Origin of the sequence: Paenibacillus wynnii, from assembly GCF_030812855.1 — a bacterium.
Classification (GTDB): domain Bacteria; phylum Bacillota; class Bacilli; order Paenibacillales; family Paenibacillaceae; genus Paenibacillus_AQ; species Paenibacillus_AQ wynnii_A.
Window position 1 is genome coordinate 18,941 of sequence record NZ_JAUSTK010000013.1, and the last position, 17,389, is coordinate 36,329.

A 17,389-nucleotide genomic window follows, 5' to 3' on the forward strand; every position below is an offset into this window, starting at 1 on the left:
AAAATAAGGCAGGGGAGTGAACCCATGAAGATCATGACGATTTTGGGCACACGGCCCGAGATCATCCGTTTAAGTGTGATCATCCCGCTTCTCGATCAGCATGCGGACCGGCATATTCTTGTGCATACGGGACAGAACTTCACCGCAAGTCTAAGCGGTATCTTCTTTGCCGAATTGGGTCTGCGGGCCCCGGATTATGTCCTGCAGGAGAGACAATCCGGTCTGGGCGGTCAGCTTGCCGCCATGTTTGGCGGACTGGAGCCCATCCTGCAGCAGGAACAACCGGATCGAATTCTGCTCCTTGGAGATACCAACAGCGCTCTATGCGCCATTCTTGCCGAACGTATGGGTATTCCGGTCATGCATATGGAGGCCGGGAACCGCTGTTTCGATCTACAGGTGCCAGAGGAGAAAAACCGCCGGGTCATTGATGCCGTCTCTACGATTAATATGCCCTACACGGGGCAGAGCAAAAGGCATTTGCTCAGTGAAGGGTTTCCTTCAGCACGTATTGTACTGACGGGAAATCCAATCCATGAGGTGATGTCCCATTATAAGCCTCAAATACAGGCCAGCCATATTCTGGAACGGCTTCAGCTGTCTCCGGGTCAATACTTTCTAGTAACGGCTCACCGGGCCGAGAATGTAGATGATCCGCAATCACTTATGCAAATAATGTCCGGTTTGAACGCAGTGGCTGAACATTTCGGAATCCGCTTGATCTGCAGCATTCATCCTCGCACACGCTCCAAACTTACGGAGCAACTCTCCCTGCAAATGAACCCTCTTGTTGAATTTCACGAGCCCTTTGGATTTTTTGACTTTGTAGCCTTAGAGCAGGATACCTTCTGCGCGATTACGGATAGTGGCACCGTTCAGGAGGAGTGTTGCCTAATGGGTGTACCTACCGTGACGATCCGCAGAACAACCGAACGGCCGGAAACGGTGGATTGCGGCAGCAACGTGGTGTCCGGCGTGAATGCTGACAGCATTCTGCGGAGTGTGAAACTGATGACGGCGCTAAGCCGAAGATGGGAGGTACCTGAGGGCTATTTGACCCCGGATGTCTCGGTAAAGGTAGTTAAATTTCTGCTTGGAGGGAACCTGCATGTTTAATAAACAACGGATTCTGGTCACGGGCGGCACCGGTTCCTGGGGGCATGAACTGATCAGGCAACTTCTGCCGCAAAACCCTAAGGAAGTCATCATATTCTCGCGCAGCGAGTCTGCCCAGGTAGCGATGAGCCGTGAATTTGAGGATAGTCGCCTCAGTTTCGTCATCGGGGATATCCGCGATAAAGACGCATTAACTGCAGCTTGCCGGGGTGTGGATTATGTATTCCATCTAGCGGCGTTGAAGCATGTGCCTGTCTGTGAAGACCAGCCTTATGAGGCTTTAAAGACGAATGTTGTAGGTACGCAAAATGTTATCGAAGCATCTATTGTCAGCAATGTCAAAAAAGTAATCTATATCTCAACTGACAAAGCTGCTAATCCGTCCAACTTTTACGGTATGACCAAGGCCATTGGTGAAAAGCTGATCGTTTACGCTAATCTTCTGGGCTCAAACACTCGCTTTGTTACCTTACGTGGTGGCAATGTACTAGGAACGAACGGCAGCGTTGTGCATTTGTTCATGAAGCAGATTAAGGATAAAGGTCAGGTACGCATTACCGATATGCAAATGACCCGCTTTTTCCTGACGCTACGTGATGCTATTACTTTACTGTTCAAAGCTTCAGAATTAAGCATAGGAGGAGAAATCTTCGTGATGACGATGCCGACCTGCCGCATCGTTGATTTGGCCGAGGTGCTGATCGAGGCTTCCGGAAAGTCGGGTGTAAGTATTGTGGAGGCAGGAATCCGTCCCGGTGAGAAAATTCACGAAATATTAATGAGCGAGTTTGAGAGCAGAACGACTGTTGTTTACGATGAGCAGTATCTGGTCATTTTGCCGACGCTGGATATGCCTGAATTGAAGGAGCATTACCGGCGCTTCGCTCCAGTCTCTTTTAGTAGCTTCTGTTCCGACCGGCAATTAATTTCAAAAGACGAAATCAGAGCTATATTGCAGCGCGGGGGATTTTTATAATGAAGCTGTTAATTTTTGGCGGAAACGGTATGGCCGGGCATATGCTGGTAGATTTTTTTACACGCCAGAACGGTGTGGAAGTGTTCTATACTACCCGTAATTCTGAGGATAAGAAGGGCTTACTTCTTGATGCTGCCGACGATCAACTTGTGGAGAAGACGTTGGAGCTCATTCGCCCGGATATTATTATTAATGCCATTGGTGTTCTGAACCATTTTGCGGACCAGGATATCATTAATGCTTATCATATCAACGGATTTTTTCCACACAAGCTACGCTTTGCTGCCGATCATATAGGTGCAAGACTGATTCATATCAGCACGGACTGCGTTTTTGAGGGAACGCGCGGTGGTTACAACGAATCCGATATTCCGGACGGAACAAGCACTTACGCATTAACTAAGAAGCTTGGAGAGATCAAAGCTCCCGGGCACCTGACGATCCGTACCTCGATCATCGGGCCCGAGATCCGTTCTAGCGGTATTGGTCTACTGAATTGGTTTATGTCGCAGCAAGGAACGGTAACAGGATACTGCCGTGTGTTGTGGAACGGCGTGACAACATTGGAGCTCGCGAAAGCAGTCAGTGTACTTATGAGGTCTCCTCTTTCGGGGATTGTTCATCTTTCTCACCCGAAGGTGCTCAGTAAATATGAACTGCTTCTTTTGTTTAAGGAGGTCTGGGGACTTCAAGAAATAAATGTAGTTGCTTGCGATACTCTTGTTCAAGATCGTACGCTCCTTTCAACCCGCAGGGATATGGACTATAGTGTCCCGGATTACTCGTTTATGCTGAAGGAGCTGGAAATATGGATGAACGAGGTTTAACGCCGCGTCAAACCGTCTTAATTACCGGCGCTTCCGGATTTACGGGGCAGCATGCCTGCGATTATTTCAGCTCTATCGGCATGAATGTGGTAGGAATGGTCCACAAAAAACCGGTCAATACGGGCACTCTAGGCATCCGCTATCATATCTGCGATCTGCTGGACAGAAACGAGGTTGAAGAAACGATCCGTGGCATCAAACCAGATTATGTGCTTCATCTGGGTGGCAAAAATTCTGTACCGGAAGCATGGGAAAAACCGCTGCTATATTTAGAGTCCAATGTAATGGCTACTCTGTTCCTGCTGAATGCGCTTCGACCCTTCCCTTCCTGCCGTATTCTTGTTGCTGGGTCACGTTTAAGTGCCCCTCTCTTGCCACCCTATCGTCCGGCACATCCTTATAGTTTAAGTAAAAGTCTTCAGTCGGCAGGAGCATTATGTTGGGCTTCATTGTTCGGTCAGTCTGTCATTATAGCTGAACCTAGTAACCTCATGGGTCCCGGACCTTCCTCCGGTTTCTGCTCTCTTTTGGGCAGGCATATCTCCGGACTGGAACGCGGAGAAGTTAAAATACCGTTCACCCTGTCTTCCCCAAAAGATCGCCGCGACTTTCTAGATGTTCGTGATGCGGTTAGGGCATATGCCTCGCTACTCTTCAAGGGTCAACAAGGAAGTACTTATCAGATCAGCTCTGGTATAGAACGAACCTTATTTGAAGCGGCCTCATTAATGAGTAAGCTAGCTTCCTGTTCCGTGCCTCTTACATGGAGCCAACTAGACGATTCGCAAGAAAATCCTACTTCACAAGCTGTAGAGCAGCCGTTTATACCTGAGTATTTACCTATTTGCGATTGGCAGCCAGAAATTCCGATCGAGCAATCGATGGCCGATATTTTGCATTATTTTCGTACGGAAGGGGGGAGTCGACATGAAACCTAAAGTGACTATCGTCATTCCTTTTTATAACTGTCCATATGTAGAGCTTGCCATTCGCAGTACGCTGGCGCAAACCTATCAGCCTATTGAAATTATTGTAGTTGACGACGGCTCTACACGTCATTCCGAGAAAATTCATAAATATCAAGATCGTGTCTTTTACCTTGGGAAGCCTAATGGCGGCACGGCCAGTGCACTCAATCATGGCATTCGCAATGCTTCAGGAGATTATATTGCATGGCTTAGTTCGGATGACTTCTACAAGCCTGACAAGATTGAACGGCAAGTGCGTTTCATGCTGGAGACTGGCGCCTTTATTTCGCATACCAACTTTAATTGCATTAATGGGGATGGGGGGCTGACAAAATTCGCTGCCGCATCCGTTTTCCCGTCCTTGAAGGATTTTTACGGATGTTTTCTCCACGCTAATCCCGTGAATGGATGCACAGTTATGATGAAGCGGGAGCTGTTTGACCAAATCGGGTTCTTTGACGAAAGTCTTCCCTATACGCATGATCTGGACTTCTGGTATCGGGCCGTATTAGCCGGTTTTGCCTTTCCGTTCTTGAATGAGACGCTTGTGTACTATAGGTGGCATGACGGAATGGGAACGCGCCTGCATCAGGCGGAAATTAAGGTGGAACTAGCCAATGTTCAAGCTAAATACCGAGATAGAATGAAGCAATTATTGCTTGGGTAGCCGAAATGGACACTAGAACCATCCAACATAAAGGAGTGAGGGGAATGATTATCGGAACGATCGTTAATGCGTCCGGCTTGCCGGCGGCCATGCTGATGGCGCATTCGGTCAAAGTGCAGATGCCTGATGTCAGAGTCGTCGTATGTTTGGTCGAAGAGAAAATAAATACCGATCAGCACCATCCAGACGTAGACCAGATAATTACCGCCAAAGTACTTTCCCGCTGTATCGGATTTCAGGATTATGATCGTTATATCATTAAGTTTAATCCTCTTCAATACGCTGCAGCTATGAAGGGTCAACTGCTTAAATACCTACTAGAAGCCTATCCGGAAGAGCAGCATATTGTTTACCTTGATCCGGAAATGTATGTGATGGGACCTTTAACCGAGCTGGAGCAAATGCTTCTCCACTATGATGTTGTATTGACTCCCCATCATCTGGAGCCTTCAAAACCTTGGGATTGCTCTCGAGAAATCGGTACTCTTCAGGATGGTACATTTCACGGGGGGCTTGTGGCGATAAGAAATACGTGGGAAGGAAATAATTTTGCCAATTGGTGGCTGACCATCATCGCGGGAGAATTTGAAGGACAGCCTAAGGGGATTTTTACGGATCAGCCATACCTTAACTTTGCTCCGGCTTTCTTTAATACCGGAATTTTGCGGCATCCAGGCTACAATTTAGCCTTCTGGAATCTTCATGAAAGCCATAGATGGCTTTGCCGGGAGAGCGGAGAATATCGACTAATGGGCGGTGTACCGATCCGGTGCGTAAACTTCAGTAATTTTTTGGGCCTACTCGATTACTGCCTGAAGACATATGTGCCTGATAATACGGAGTATGCTTCCCTTTGGAACGACTATAAGGGATGGCTATCCTCAAATGGTTATTAATATGAGATTTGTAGGGGGTGGATTACATGATTATTTGTTCAGTAACCTGTGCAGACAACTTGCATGAAGCGAAAATGATGGCAAGAGCTGTCAAATATCACATGCCGTATGCATGGATTGTGATCTGTCTGATGGAACGAACGATTCATCCGGCAGCAGTAAATGTCCCTTGGTTTGATGAGGTCGTTCTGGCTAAAGATTTGGAAATTCCCAGATTTGAAGGAAGTATCTTCAAATACAGCCTGCTGGAGGCGGTAACCTCCATTAAACCGAAGTTCCTCTGCTCTTTATTTGAAAGGTATCCACATGAGCAGAATGTGATATTTATGGATACGGATATTATTGCCTACGCCCCCTTTGATGATCTTTTAGCTGCTCTGGAGCAGCACCCTATACTATTATCCCCTCACCGTATGGAACCGACTCCTGAGCCTCTGGGGTACCTCCAACACGGTATTTTTAATACAGGATTTTTGGCGCTGCGCAGATCAGAGGAATCCCTACGTTTTCTTGAATGGTGGGGACAACGGTTGTATAGCTACTGTCATTATCATGCTCCTTTCTTTGTAGATCAGAAGTGGGTAGACCTGGCTCCAGCTTTTTTTGATATCAAAGTTTGGAAGCATCCGGGCTATAACGTGGCGGCTTGGAATTTACACGAGAAATGCCGGAAGATTGTCAGGGAAGAGGAAGGCTACTTTTGGCTGGAAAATGATTTCCCGTTCGTTTGTTACCACTATTCTGGGATGCATGGGATGCTGCAGTATTGCATGGACCAATGGATTCCCGATAAAAGCAATCCGCTGTACCACTTGCTTCAGGCCTATGTGGATGAACTGGAGGTTATGGGAATGAATGAGCTCTCTGAAGTGCCTTGGAGCTACGACTATTATTTGGACGGCAGTCCGATTTCCATTGAGGAAAGAAAAGCTTACGGTAAAAATGTTCAAGCTTTTGAGTCTGGTATAGATCCGTTTCTGGGCAGGTCTGAAGTACAGTCGGAGAATGGGGATGAGTGGCTGTGAAGGGGTTAATCGTTTGTGCCGGAAAAGGTTCACGTCTTAGACCCTACACGCTCAACAGGCCGAAAACGATGATACCAGTCGCGGGTAAGCCGATACTGTTCTATGCCATTGAAAAGCTTGCAGATGAAGGGATTCATGATATCGGAATCGTTATTCATCCTTCTCAGGAAGCCGTCATTTACGATGCGGCCGGTACCGGAGAGAAGTTCGGCGTCACTCTGACTTATCTGTACCAGAACGAACCGAAAGGGATAGCGGATGCTGTTGCTACAGCCGAATCCTTTATTGGGACGAGTGATTTTGTCCTTATGCTAGGCGATAACTTGGTCAAGGAGCCGCTTGGTCCGCTCATGGATCAACTGCGGCTAGCCGAGGCCTGTATCCTGCTTACGGAAGTGGTTGACCCTCAGCATTATGGAGTTGTCGAAATTAACGATCACCGGATTGTAAGACTGGATGAGAAACCGAAGTACCCGAAAAGCAATCTGGTTATAGTCGGTGTCTATGCCTTTAAATCCGGAATTTTTGACCACATTCGCAACTTGACAGTCTCTTTAAGGGGAGAACTGGAGATAACGGACGCAATACAGCGGTTAATTGACCAGAAGAACAAGGTGTCTTATGTAATTACACACAAAAATGTTTCTGATGTAGGGAACACAGAGCGATGGCTGGAGGCTAACACATGGATGATGGATGAGGTCTGCCAAGGGAAGAAGCTGATCTCTTCGGATGCCGTTCTTATAAAGTGCACTCTTCATGAACCCGTAATTATCGGTCCCGGGTGTAGGTTGGAAAACTGTTCTATTGGTCCTTATGTATCTATGATATCTGGTGCCCATTTGGTGGAATGCAGTATTGAACGCAGTATTTTACTCTCTGATGTTACCATTCTAGGAACTGGGCAAGCCTTCAGCAACAGCATTCTAGGAGACAAGGCATGTATAAAGGGTCAAAGTGGCACCTTCGCCAAAGGACGTTTTATCCTTGGGGATCACTCGCAATGCAGTTGGCTTGAAGAATAATCTATTCGGTTTATTTAAGGGGGAATAAGGCGTGAAAATCATTCCCAGAAGACTTGCGGGCGTATATGAGATCCGAATGTCTCCTTTTCACGACCATCGGGGGATATTCATGAGGACTTATGAAGAGTCGACCTTCTCGGCTTACGGTATTCATCAGAAGTGGGTTCATGAGAATCAATCGGTAACGTTGAAAAAAGGAACGATTAGGGGGCTACATTTTCAATACGCCCCTTTCTCAGAGACCAAGCTGGTAAGGGTTGTTACCGGAGCTGTTTTAGATGTATTTGTAGATTTGCGGAAAGATTCTCCCACCTTTGGACAGTGGGACAGTCTGGAACTATCCGAAGATAACCTGTCTATGGTTTACATTCCACGGGGGTTTGCGCACGGTTTCTGCACGCTTTGTGATCACTGTACCGTACTTTATAAGGTGGACCATGTGTATACTCCGACTGCCGACAGCGGAATTCGTTGGAATGATCCTTCGCTAGCGATAGATTGGCCCATCCAGGATCCGATTCTCTCTAGTAAAGACAGTAATTTACCGACACTGGACATGTTTGTAAATCAGAATAAAGGGATTGATTCGGTATGAGAATTCTAGTGACCGGAGCAGGAGGGTTTATCGGAAGTGTATTGTGCAAGCAGCTTCATGCAGACGGTCATGAGGTGGTTCGTATGCTTCGGAAACTGCAGAAGAAGGAAGGGAAGGCAGTCGATAGCTACGAGGATTACGAATGTGATGTGCTCTCCGACAGCTTTCCCGACATACAACTGAGTGGGGATGCTATTGTTCATCTTGCGGCAGCCAACGATATTGTTTCCAAGAATGGGCGCGAAGGGATACGGTTATCTGTAATCGGAACAAAAAATGTACTGGATTTTGCCGTAAATAACAGAATTGATAAAGTGGTTTTCTTTTCAACCATACAAGTATTAGGGTCGGAGCTCGAGGGACTTATTACGGAGGAATCTGCTTTCTATCCGGAGAATGACTATGCTGCTAATCATATGATGGCAGAAATGTACACGGAGATGTATGCGCGGAAGGGACTGCTTAGAGCTGTCAGCATGAGGCCGACCAATGTATATGGATACTTCACACTTCCAACGATAAACCGCTGGAGTTTGGTGCCGGCTTGCTTTTGCAGGGAAGCTTTCTTTGACAAACAGATCACTTTACGTTCCTCGGGAAAGCAAATAAGGAATTTTGTCAGTGTGGATAGTGTGGCAGGGGCAACAAGAGCAGTTCTTGCCCATTTCCCGGCTTCCTATGATGTTCTGAATATTGGCTCACAATGTCATATGACCATTCTGGAAGCTGCGGAATTGGTTAAGGAAGTTCATGATGAAATGTATCCACATCCGGTTCAATTGCTTATTCAAGGGGAGCAGCCGCAGCAAGAGAACCGGTTTGAAATTTCTTTGAATAAATTGGAGGATCGGTACGGATTTGGACAGCACCTTGGGAGAGAAGAACTGCGGAGACAAATTCAGTTGATTTTCCTCGATTTGGAACAGTTGCCACCGACAAGTGGAGTCTGATCAAAATAGCATGAATAAAGCAGCCTTGTTCGGTAATTCACCGGAACAAGGCTGCTTTATTTTAAAAATATATGAGAGTGACAGGGATGGGGAGGCAGATGAATACAGAGATGACCCTATTTGATCAAAATCTAACGATTATGGAGTTTAACGGACTCCCCCAATTAGCGGAAATACTGTCCGCAACACAGTCCACAACACAGAGGTGTGAAGTGAAGTGAAAATAGCTTAAAGGGATCCGAATTTTTGTGTCATTAACTAGAGCACTGTTCGTACTGTCTGATCTGTTCGCGACATACCTCGAGCAAATTTTCCTGCTTCGAATAAGCCTTATACCATTCGACAGTGTTAACAAGAGTGGTATCCAAATCCCAACGTGGATGCCATCCAAGGGCAAGCTTCGCTTTGGAACAGTCCAGCTTCAATAAGGCTGCTTCATGCAGCCGGTTGTCGGCTTGCACCTCATAGGTTGCTCCCTCTCCCCATAAGCTGCAAAATTGCCGAACCACCCATTCCACACTTCGGGCGTCTGTATCCTCCGGGCCGAAATTCCAGGACTCCCCAAAACGTATCCCCTCTTCCAGAAGTCGTTGTCCCAAGAGGAGATAACCGCTGAGCGGTTCTAATACATGCTGCCACGGTCGAACAGAGCCGGGGCTTCGAAGCACTAGAGGAGCACGACTGCAGATGGCCTTGAAGCAGTCCGGAATAAGCCGTTCTGAAGCCCAGTCCCCACCTCCGATAACATTCCCCGCTCTAGCGGAGGCGATGGCCACTCCGTGTTCTTGATACCGATCGGGATGAAAGAACGAATTCCGATACGAGGAAGTGACCAGTTCGGAACACGCTTTGCTATTGGAATAGGGGTCGAAGCCCCCCAGAGGATCATTCTCCCTATATCCCCATAGCCACTCTCTGTTCTCGTAGCATTTATCCGTTGTAATGTTTACAAAGGCTTTGACCGCTCCTCCTCGAAGAGCATTCTGACGTACTGCTTCGAGTACATGTACCGTACCTAAAACGTTGGTGGCATAAGTATCAACAGGCCGGCGATAAGCTTCTCTGACGAGCGGTTGAGCGGCGAGATGGAACACGATATCCGGGTCGGCCTCGTGCATGGCCGCTTCAAGGCGGCCGGAATCCCGTATATCTCCTGTGACAGAATGTAGAAGCTGATTACTCTGGCAGCAGTGAAAGAGGCTGGGATCGGTCGGTGGAGCGTCAGAATATCCGGTGATTCTGGCACCTAGCCGGTGCAGCCAAATCGATAACCAGGTGCCCTTGAATCCAGTATGGCCGGTAATGAACACCTTTTTGTCTTTCCAAAAATTTATTTTTTCCACGGCGCATTCCCCGATTTCCATAGTTGCTCCAGATAATTCTTATCTCTCAGAGTATCCATGGGATGCCAGAAGTCTTCGAATTGATAACCCATTAACTGACCATCGCGTGAGATATTTTCCAAGGGTTCTTTTTCGAACACGGTATGATCACCATCGATATACTTAAAAACCTGAGGCTCTAATACAAAAAAACCAGCATTAATCCAAGAGTTATCTCCTTTAGGTTTCTCTCTGAAGGCTTCTACCATGTGCTGATCATTTAACTGCATGGCCCCAAATCTGCCCGGAGGCTGGGTTACAGTTACTGTGGCGAGCTTACCGTGACTGTGATGGAAGGCCAGCAAACTTGTAATGTCTATTGAAGAGAGGCCGTCTCCGTAAGTCATCATAAAAGTCTCATCCCCAACAAAATCCGCAATACGTTTCAGCCTGCCTCCCGTTAGCGTTTCCAGCCCTGTGTCTACAAGCGTAACCTTCCAAGGTTCCGCCTTATGCTGGTGGATGAAAGCTTCACTCTTATTCGTAAAGTCAAAAGTGATATCGGAATTGTACAAATAATAGTGGGAAAAGTACTCTTTGATGATATTGCTTTTGTAGCCCAGACAAATGATAAAATCATTAAACCCATAATAGGAATATGATTTCATAATGTGCCACAGTATCGGTTTTTCCCCGATTTCTATCATCGGTTTAGGTCGAAGATGTGATTCTTCGCTAATGCGTGTTCCATACCCTCCTGCGAGTATAACTACTTTCATATAGACGCTCCCCTTTCGTTTAACGATTAGATCCATTGATTTAATACCTGCATCAGCGCTGCCTGATCGTACTTTCTTATAAGCAGATTGTTGGACAAAATCTTACGGATCCATTCCCGTGAAGACGGGTCTCCATTACACTTCCAATTGCATAAATCCAAGTGAGTCTCCCATTCTTCGGGAGTAGGATAAAGCCCCAATTGGTTGAGCAGCTCCAGACGGATCCGGTCAGCTTGCATAAGCTGTTCCCGTGACATCGTTCTGGTAATCTGACCTTCATGGTGCCTGTAAAGTAGATGAATCTCCTTTAAATTGGCCATACGGGTAATGCCCGACAGTCTTGCCCATAAGCGGTAATCTTCGGCATGCTTGTAGGAAATTTCATAGAGGGGACCTTCTAGTCGCTCCAGGATGTTCCTTCTCATCATTACAGTTGGATGCGCCAGGCAACACTGGAGCAGCAAAGAACAGGCAAGAATATCGGGTTGAGTGGGGAGCATCGAAACTGGAACTTCGGGTGTGACTTTGCCAATGATCCGGTACTGCGTTCCGCAGACCCCGATATCGGAGTGGACGTTCATAAATTGAAGCTGTGCCTTGAATCGATTAGGCAAACTGTAATCATCCGCATCCATTCTGGCGATAAAAGCTCCAGAAGAAGCGGCGAAACCGCTGTTAACACAGGAAACGATTCCGCTGTTCACCGGGTTGTCGATTAGTTTTATACGTGGATCGGTTAACTGATGAATAATTTCCAGGCTGTGATCGGTTGAACCATCATGAATGATGATCAGTTCGAAATCTGTATAGGTTTGGGACAGGATACTCTCTATCGCGACCCCTAGATAGCGGGAGGCATTATATACCGGCATCAAGACAGATAGGTTGGGCATCATCGTTCTCCTCCTTTTATAGTAAATACAAATAGAAGGGATACAGACACGGACAAATGCACCGGACATCCGCAAATATTTAGCATCCTTTGGGAAACGATTATTACGATTATAGGCATACTCCTTATGCGGAATATGCCCTGTATACATATATGTAGTAGTAGGTTATTCAGTCAGGAGGGTTTGACTTGAGGATATTACAGATTGCACCGAATCATGAAACCGTTCCTCCGCAAAGGGATGGGGGAACAGAACGGGTTATTTATGACCTTACTCAAGAGCTGAGCCTCCGTGGTCATGATGTTATTCTCTATGCTCCGCCCGGTAGTTCCGTTTCCGGATCGGTGATTCATTACCCGTTTGTCGGTGACTATCAAATCAGCTCTTATGTATCGGAGACTCTTCCTAACGGTATTGATATCATACATGACCATACTTTTGATTCCGCGATCAGCCGGATCGGAGTAAACATTCCAATGGTGCACACTATCCACCTGCCCGTCCATAATTCTGTTCATTTTCCGGTGTATGTGAGCCGTAGCGCATGGGAAACAATAGGCGGTCGAAACGGCTGGTATGTGCATAACGGGATTGTTCTTGATGATTACCAGTTCAGTCATGAAAAAGACGATTATTTGCTATTTATGGGCAGGCTTATCCGGGAAAAGGGGATTATCGAAGCGATGGATCTTGCGGAAACCACCGGACAGCGTCTGATTATAGCGGGGCCACCTCATGATGAAGAGCTATTCCTGCAAGAAATAACACCTCGATTAAAGCAAAATCCATTGCTGAAATATGTAGGACCGGTCGGTGGAACGATTCGCCAGGATTTGCTGAAACATGCGAAATGCCTCCTTTTCCCAATACAGTGGGATGAGCCGTTCGGGCTGGTCTTAATTGAAGCGTTAGCATGCGGCACTTCAGTGCTTGCTCTGGGGAAAGGAGCAGTACCCGAAATATTAGAGCAGTTCCCCCAAATGATGTGCGGCTCACTTACGGAAATGACACACAAGCTTCTCCATAATAATGCTCCATATTCTCCCGAGGAATTGCGGAAGTACGTCGGAGAACAATTCTCCAGGTCCAAAATGACGGATGATTATTTATGGATCTATCAAAAAGCAATGAATCAATAGTGAAGCAAGGAGGAATCTTCGTGTTCGATAATAAGACATTACACTTTGACGGTAACGAATTGATCAGGTTCCAAAAAACTTGCGATATCAGCAACACCTTTACCTACGAATTTTGGGTGAAGGCGGAAGAGGAGCAAATTCTAGATCCAGAAAGTAACGTTGGAGCGGACGGCTTACATGGGAGAAAGTATGTGGTCGGACCTGATTTCTATCCTGTAGGAGCCGCAGGCTGCGGTATTTCAGTGGGTACAAACGGGATTTCGGTGTACGAACATTGCGTGAATCACCTTCCCGCCAGACTTGTTTTCCCTCATGACTTCTCGGATTGGCAGCATGTTGCCGTCGTCTCGGATAACAAGAAGCTTCAACTTTATATTAATGGACACTGGATTAAAGAAGAAGGTGCTGTTTGTAAAGTCGATCAGCTATTCCCTTCGCTTGGGCTTGGGGGCCATTTTTACGGCATGTTCAAAGGGGATGTCAGGGAATTCCGCTTATGGTCCTCAGCCAGGACAGGGGATGAGATTAATGCTTATCTGTTTTCAAGTCTGAACGGGGAGGAAAAGGATCTATATTTTTATCGTGATCCTGACAGGGGTATATCCGTAAATTATGGAATCAAAAGAGATCTCGCCGTAAGCGTGATTATCCCCTCCCACAATCGCTATCCGCTGAATCATTTTTCATTATTGTCATTGGATAGACAACATTTTCCTCCGCAGCAAATGGAAGTAGTGTTTGTGGATGATGCTTCTTCCGATTCTACAGCGTCCGTGTACGAAATAGTAAACCCGGGCTATTCCTTAATTTGTGTTCAGTTGAAAAGCAATAGGGGAAGATCAGTGGTGCGCAACCTGGGTGCACGTATTGCTGTAGGACGTACATTTATATTTGTGGATGCGGAGATGATTTGCGATCCTGAATTTATTAGGGCACATATCAATCATCACCTAAAAGGAGAACGGAACGTTGTTTCGGGAGCCATGCGGTCTAGACGTATCTATACTGTTGCTGACCCCAACTATTCCTCAGACCAGATAACGAATATGAAAGAAAGCTATTCCGGCCATCCTATAGCAGCTCCACTCATAGACCGCTTTATTCAGGGTGATCGTACTCCCGTTCAATTGCTTCCCTTTGAAATGATGTTTGATCCTGCTCATTTGCAGCGATGGAGCTTTGGTAATTCTTATTTCGAAAATATACTGTCAGATTATGGGAATCGGTTTAAGCATTTTGAATACTCATGGATAAATATGATTACGAATAATGTTTCCCTTACGAAACGGTTTTTTGAAGAGGTTGGAGGTTTTGATGGACACTTTGAAGGTTTCGGTTGGGAAGATTGGGAGTTTGGATACCGTGCCGCCAAAAAAGGCGCAATTTTTATCCATAATGATGCAGTGATAAATTTCCATCAGGAACATCCGATTCAACCAGAAAATATTCTGCAATCACGCCGGAACTATCTGAAGTTTTGTGAAAAGTATCCGGGTGAGATAGAGATTCAATTGCTGGTGCTGACCATGATGCCGGACTATATTACCCTGCCTGAGATTAATGAATATTTGACGGGGCTGGGCCGAATTCGAGCCATTTATCCCAAACGCTTCAAGGCATTTAATCACTATGTGGATACGGCCTTAAATCTGCTTCTTCATAGGCTGTGGGATATGGAAGAGATATCGTTACCCGTTGCAGCTATCGATATTAGTGAAGAAGAACAGATTGCCATACAAGCCGATTTATTTGCCATTTGGGAGTTAGATTCCTTCCCCAAACTCTTGGAACTTCATGAACGGTTATCCAGATACTGTATCAATTATAATGTATAACCTAAAAAGAGCCGAAGGGCTCTTTTTAGTTAAAACTATTTTTATATTTAAAATACACCTAGTGCATTCATTACTTCACGAAAGGAACGGGCATAACGATTTGGAGAGAGTTCAGTTGAAATATGCTTAACTCCTTCTGCTCTAATGGTGTTCCGTAGTTCCCAATTCCCCATTAATTCCAAGGCCTCTTGTACGGCCTGTTCGATATCCCCTTGAGGGTATAACTTGCCGGTAACGTTATGTTTGACAGAAATACGAACCCCGTCCGAATCAGAGCTGAGCACCGGACATCTACAACTGATCGCCTCTGCAACGGCATAACCGAATCCTTCGAGCAGGGATGTGGAGAGTAGAATTCCGCCGGAGTCACCTATCAAAGAGAAGAAAACCGGCATTTCTCGATTCGGAATGTTATCCAGCATCATTAAGTTTGGTCCAAGACCGAGCTGTTCTACTTTAGCCTGCATACGCTCTTGCTCCTCCGGAATGATTAGCTGTGAATCGTAGAACATCCATAGCCGAGCGGAGGGGTAGCTTTTAATGATTTGGTGCGAAATATCCAAATAATCCAGCCAGTTCTTGTTCGGTTCCAGCCTACCGATCCACGCAATCACTGGAAAAGGCGGCGGATCATTTGGGGTATAGTGGAATAAATCCATGTCCAATAAGTTGGGAAAGATAAAGCGCGGTAAGGAAGGAAACATTCCCATAACAAGCTCCATTAAATGCAAGGTAGGAGGTAGAATAAAAGCGTTACAATGAGCGAGAAGCAACGGTTTAGCTTTCGTCAGTAAATTTACAGCCTCCTCTTGTATTCCTAATCCTTGTGCTTCAAAAATTAAAATGCCTCTATACCCCATCCTTCTGAATCGTTCGAGCATTTCATAATCTGAAGCTACGATAACCGCATCATAATTGTGGGTATGAATGATCCGCCAAATATCATCATCTCTGGAAGTGATATACACCGTGGTACCACTGTTGTTATGAAGCATTGACCCTGCCCTTGAATAGAGAAGATGGCATTCGATATTATGCTTGGATAGTTCATTGCAGCGCATTCGATTTAGCGTTTCCATTCCCCCGCTTGCAATATAAAAGGTAAACAGGATCTTCAATGGCTCCCCCTCCTTTACAGAAATTTATATCTATATAAATACAATACGTTGGAGATGGGATGAGGTGTGGGTCCCTTGAACCTGATTAAATATTTGGTTATAGAGTTCATTTCTTTACTCCCAAATCCTTTCAGCATAGCTTGTGGACAAGGAGGCAATCCTAACGATTGTTACGTCAAAACATCACAACTTTAGAGACGGAGGATGAGTACATGTTGCGATCTACAATCAGCAGGTCCCTTGCAGTGGCGCTTCTACTCGGTATGGTTGGGGTCACAGGCTGCGGGACTAATGATGCGGCTGGAAATAATAATGTCCGTACAAACAATGTTCAGACTGCTAAAGATGGCCGTTTGAATGTGAACTCAGTAAAGGGCAGAAATGGAACAGATAACGTCACCAGACTCCAAATGAGTCAGGACTTGGCTGACCGAATTACAGCAATGAGAGATGTTCGTTCAGCTAATGTTTTGGTAGCTGGAAATAAAGCGTATGTTGCCTTAACACTGGATGAGGCCGGTACCGGTACGCGTAGCGGAAGAGCAACAGACTCTTCCCCGCGAACCTTGGCAACGGGTAGAAACAGTGGCGGCATGCTAGGAACTGGTGGTTCATTGACTGGTAGAGGTGGTACAACATCCGGTATGGATGGAACAACGTACGGCATGGACGGAACAATGACAGGTCGAAGTGGAACAATGACAGGTATAGGTGGAGCCATGCCCGGTACAGGCGGAGTAATGAATGGTACTGCAGGCGGTAGCGGTGCTGCCGGGAATATGGGTACCGGAAGTATGGGAACCTATGGTATGGGAACCGGCGGCATGGGAACTAGAGGTGTGGGGACCTATGGTGCAGGAACCGGCGGCATGGGTACTGGTGGCATGGGGAACATGGGCGCTGCTGATGCCGATACTTTACCTAGAGATCTTAAGGATAAAGTTACCGCTGAGATTAAAAGAAATGCACCTCAAATTAAGACTGTGTATGTTTCTGATAATCCAGAATTCGTACAACGTGTAAACGGCTATGCAGACAATGCCCGTGGAGGATACCCTCTTCAAGGCTTTGTACAAGAATTTAGTTCGATGGTGGAGCGTATTTTCCCTGGTAACAACACTAACCGGTAAAAGTTATAATTCTTGAAAAAAAACATCTTTAAATCATATGGAATTTATCCTTTATAACGGATAACACTAATAACGCAGCCACTTTAACGCCTTAGGCGTACGGCTGCGTTATTTTTAATGTATAACAT

General features: G+C 46.1%; 17 protein-coding genes. 13 read left to right on the forward strand and 4 right to left on the reverse strand.

Annotated elements, in window-relative coordinates; all coding sequences use genetic code 11:
• The first annotated feature begins 24 nt into the window (after nucleotides 1-24).
• The 10 genes from wecB to J2T20_RS14125 are packed head-to-tail and all read left to right on the forward strand — an operon-like array spanning nucleotide 25 to nucleotide 9,045.
• On the forward strand, nucleotides 25-1,116 hold the full coding sequence (gene wecB, locus J2T20_RS14080; protein ID WP_307589326.1) for a non-hydrolyzing UDP-N-acetylglucosamine 2-epimerase: 1,092 nt from the start codon (nucleotides 25-27) through the stop codon (nucleotides 1,114-1,116).
• The gene (locus tag J2T20_RS14085; RefSeq protein WP_307589328.1) at nucleotides 1,109-2,092 is read left to right on the forward strand and encodes a polysaccharide biosynthesis protein; all 984 of its coding nucleotides are present in this window, start codon (nucleotides 1,109-1,111) and stop codon (nucleotides 2,090-2,092) included. The genes wecB and J2T20_RS14085 overlap by 8 nt, the downstream gene beginning before the upstream one ends.
• Nucleotides 2,092-2,919: a dTDP-4-dehydrorhamnose reductase family protein gene (locus J2T20_RS14090; protein WP_307589329.1), complete on the forward strand. Its 828-nt coding sequence runs from the start codon at nucleotides 2,092-2,094 to the stop codon at nucleotides 2,917-2,919. Before J2T20_RS14085 ends, J2T20_RS14090 begins: the two co-directional genes overlap by 1 nt.
• Nucleotides 2,901-3,857, forward strand: coding sequence for an NAD-dependent epimerase/dehydratase family protein (locus tag J2T20_RS14095; protein ID WP_307589331.1), 957 nt, complete (start codon nucleotides 2,901-2,903; stop codon nucleotides 3,855-3,857). Before J2T20_RS14090 ends, J2T20_RS14095 begins: the two co-directional genes overlap by 19 nt.
• Nucleotides 3,847-4,554, forward strand: coding sequence for a glycosyltransferase (locus J2T20_RS14100; protein WP_307589332.1), 708 nt, complete (start codon nucleotides 3,847-3,849; stop codon nucleotides 4,552-4,554). The genes J2T20_RS14095 and J2T20_RS14100 overlap by 11 nt, the downstream gene beginning before the upstream one ends.
• Nucleotides 4,555-4,598: 44 nt before the next feature.
• The gene (locus J2T20_RS14105; RefSeq protein ID WP_307589333.1) at nucleotides 4,599-5,450 is read left to right on the forward strand and encodes a hypothetical protein; all 852 of its coding nucleotides are present in this window, start codon (nucleotides 4,599-4,601) and stop codon (nucleotides 5,448-5,450) included.
• Between the two features lie 26 nt (nucleotides 5,451-5,476).
• Complete coding sequence (locus J2T20_RS14110; RefSeq protein ID WP_307589338.1) at nucleotides 5,477-6,475, forward strand: hypothetical protein; 999 nt, start codon at nucleotides 5,477-5,479, stop codon at nucleotides 6,473-6,475.
• A complete protein-coding gene (locus J2T20_RS14115) occupies nucleotides 6,472-7,500 on the forward strand; it encodes a sugar phosphate nucleotidyltransferase (RefSeq protein ID WP_307589340.1) in 1,029 nt (342 codons plus the stop codon). The genes J2T20_RS14110 and J2T20_RS14115 overlap by 4 nt, the downstream gene beginning before the upstream one ends.
• A gap of 31 nt (nucleotides 7,501-7,531) precedes the next feature.
• Nucleotides 7,532-8,095: a dTDP-4-dehydrorhamnose 3,5-epimerase gene (rfbC, locus tag J2T20_RS14120; protein ID WP_307589342.1), complete on the forward strand. Its 564-nt coding sequence runs from the start codon at nucleotides 7,532-7,534 to the stop codon at nucleotides 8,093-8,095.
• Nucleotides 8,092-9,045, forward strand: a complete 954-nt coding sequence (locus J2T20_RS14125; RefSeq protein ID WP_307589344.1) for an NAD-dependent epimerase/dehydratase family protein — start codon at nucleotides 8,092-8,094, stop codon at nucleotides 9,043-9,045. Before rfbC ends, J2T20_RS14125 begins: the two co-directional genes overlap by 4 nt.
• A 254-nt stretch (nucleotides 9,046-9,299) precedes the next feature.
• Here the strand turns inward: J2T20_RS14125 and rfbG are convergent, their stop codons facing one another.
• Genes rfbG through J2T20_RS14140 form a run of 3 tightly spaced genes read right to left on the reverse strand, consistent with a single transcriptional unit; the run spans nucleotide 9,300 to nucleotide 12,042 of the window.
• On the reverse strand, nucleotides 9,300-10,409 hold the full coding sequence (gene rfbG, locus J2T20_RS14130; protein ID WP_373457802.1) for a CDP-glucose 4,6-dehydratase: 1,110 nt from the start codon (nucleotides 10,407-10,409) through the stop codon (nucleotides 9,300-9,302).
• On the reverse strand, nucleotides 10,376-11,146 hold the full coding sequence (gene rfbF, locus J2T20_RS14135; RefSeq protein WP_307589348.1) for a glucose-1-phosphate cytidylyltransferase: 771 nt from the start codon (nucleotides 11,144-11,146) through the stop codon (nucleotides 10,376-10,378). The genes rfbG and rfbF overlap by 34 nt, the downstream gene beginning before the upstream one ends.
• A gap of 26 nt (nucleotides 11,147-11,172) precedes the next feature.
• The gene (locus J2T20_RS14140) at nucleotides 11,173-12,042 is read right to left on the reverse strand and encodes a glycosyltransferase family 2 protein (protein ID WP_307589350.1); all 870 of its coding nucleotides are present in this window, start codon (nucleotides 12,040-12,042) and stop codon (nucleotides 11,173-11,175) included.
• Nucleotides 12,043-12,227: 185 nt separating this feature from the next.
• Here J2T20_RS14140 and J2T20_RS14145 point away from each other — a divergent pair, with 185 nt between their 5' ends.
• Entirely contained in the window at nucleotides 12,228-13,178 is a 951-nt protein-coding gene (locus J2T20_RS14145) for a glycosyltransferase (protein WP_307589352.1), read from the forward strand.
• Nucleotides 13,179-13,198: 20 nt separating this feature from the next.
• The gene (locus tag J2T20_RS14150) at nucleotides 13,199-15,013 is read left to right on the forward strand and encodes a glycosyltransferase (RefSeq protein ID WP_307589353.1); all 1,815 of its coding nucleotides are present in this window, start codon (nucleotides 13,199-13,201) and stop codon (nucleotides 15,011-15,013) included.
• A gap of 47 nt (nucleotides 15,014-15,060) precedes the next feature.
• On the opposite strand, the gene J2T20_RS14155 is transcribed toward J2T20_RS14150, so the two are convergent.
• On the reverse strand, nucleotides 15,061-16,131 hold the full coding sequence (locus J2T20_RS14155; protein WP_307589355.1) for a glycosyltransferase family 4 protein: 1,071 nt from the start codon (nucleotides 16,129-16,131) through the stop codon (nucleotides 15,061-15,063).
• A gap of 212 nt (nucleotides 16,132-16,343) precedes the next feature.
• Here J2T20_RS14155 and J2T20_RS14160 point away from each other — a divergent pair, with 212 nt between their 5' ends.
• Nucleotides 16,344-17,261 (forward strand): YhcN/YlaJ family sporulation lipoprotein, encoded by a 918-nt coding sequence (locus tag J2T20_RS14160; protein ID WP_307589357.1) that lies wholly within the window; start codon nucleotides 16,344-16,346, stop codon nucleotides 17,259-17,261.
• Nucleotides 17,262-17,389: the final 128 nt, after the last annotated feature.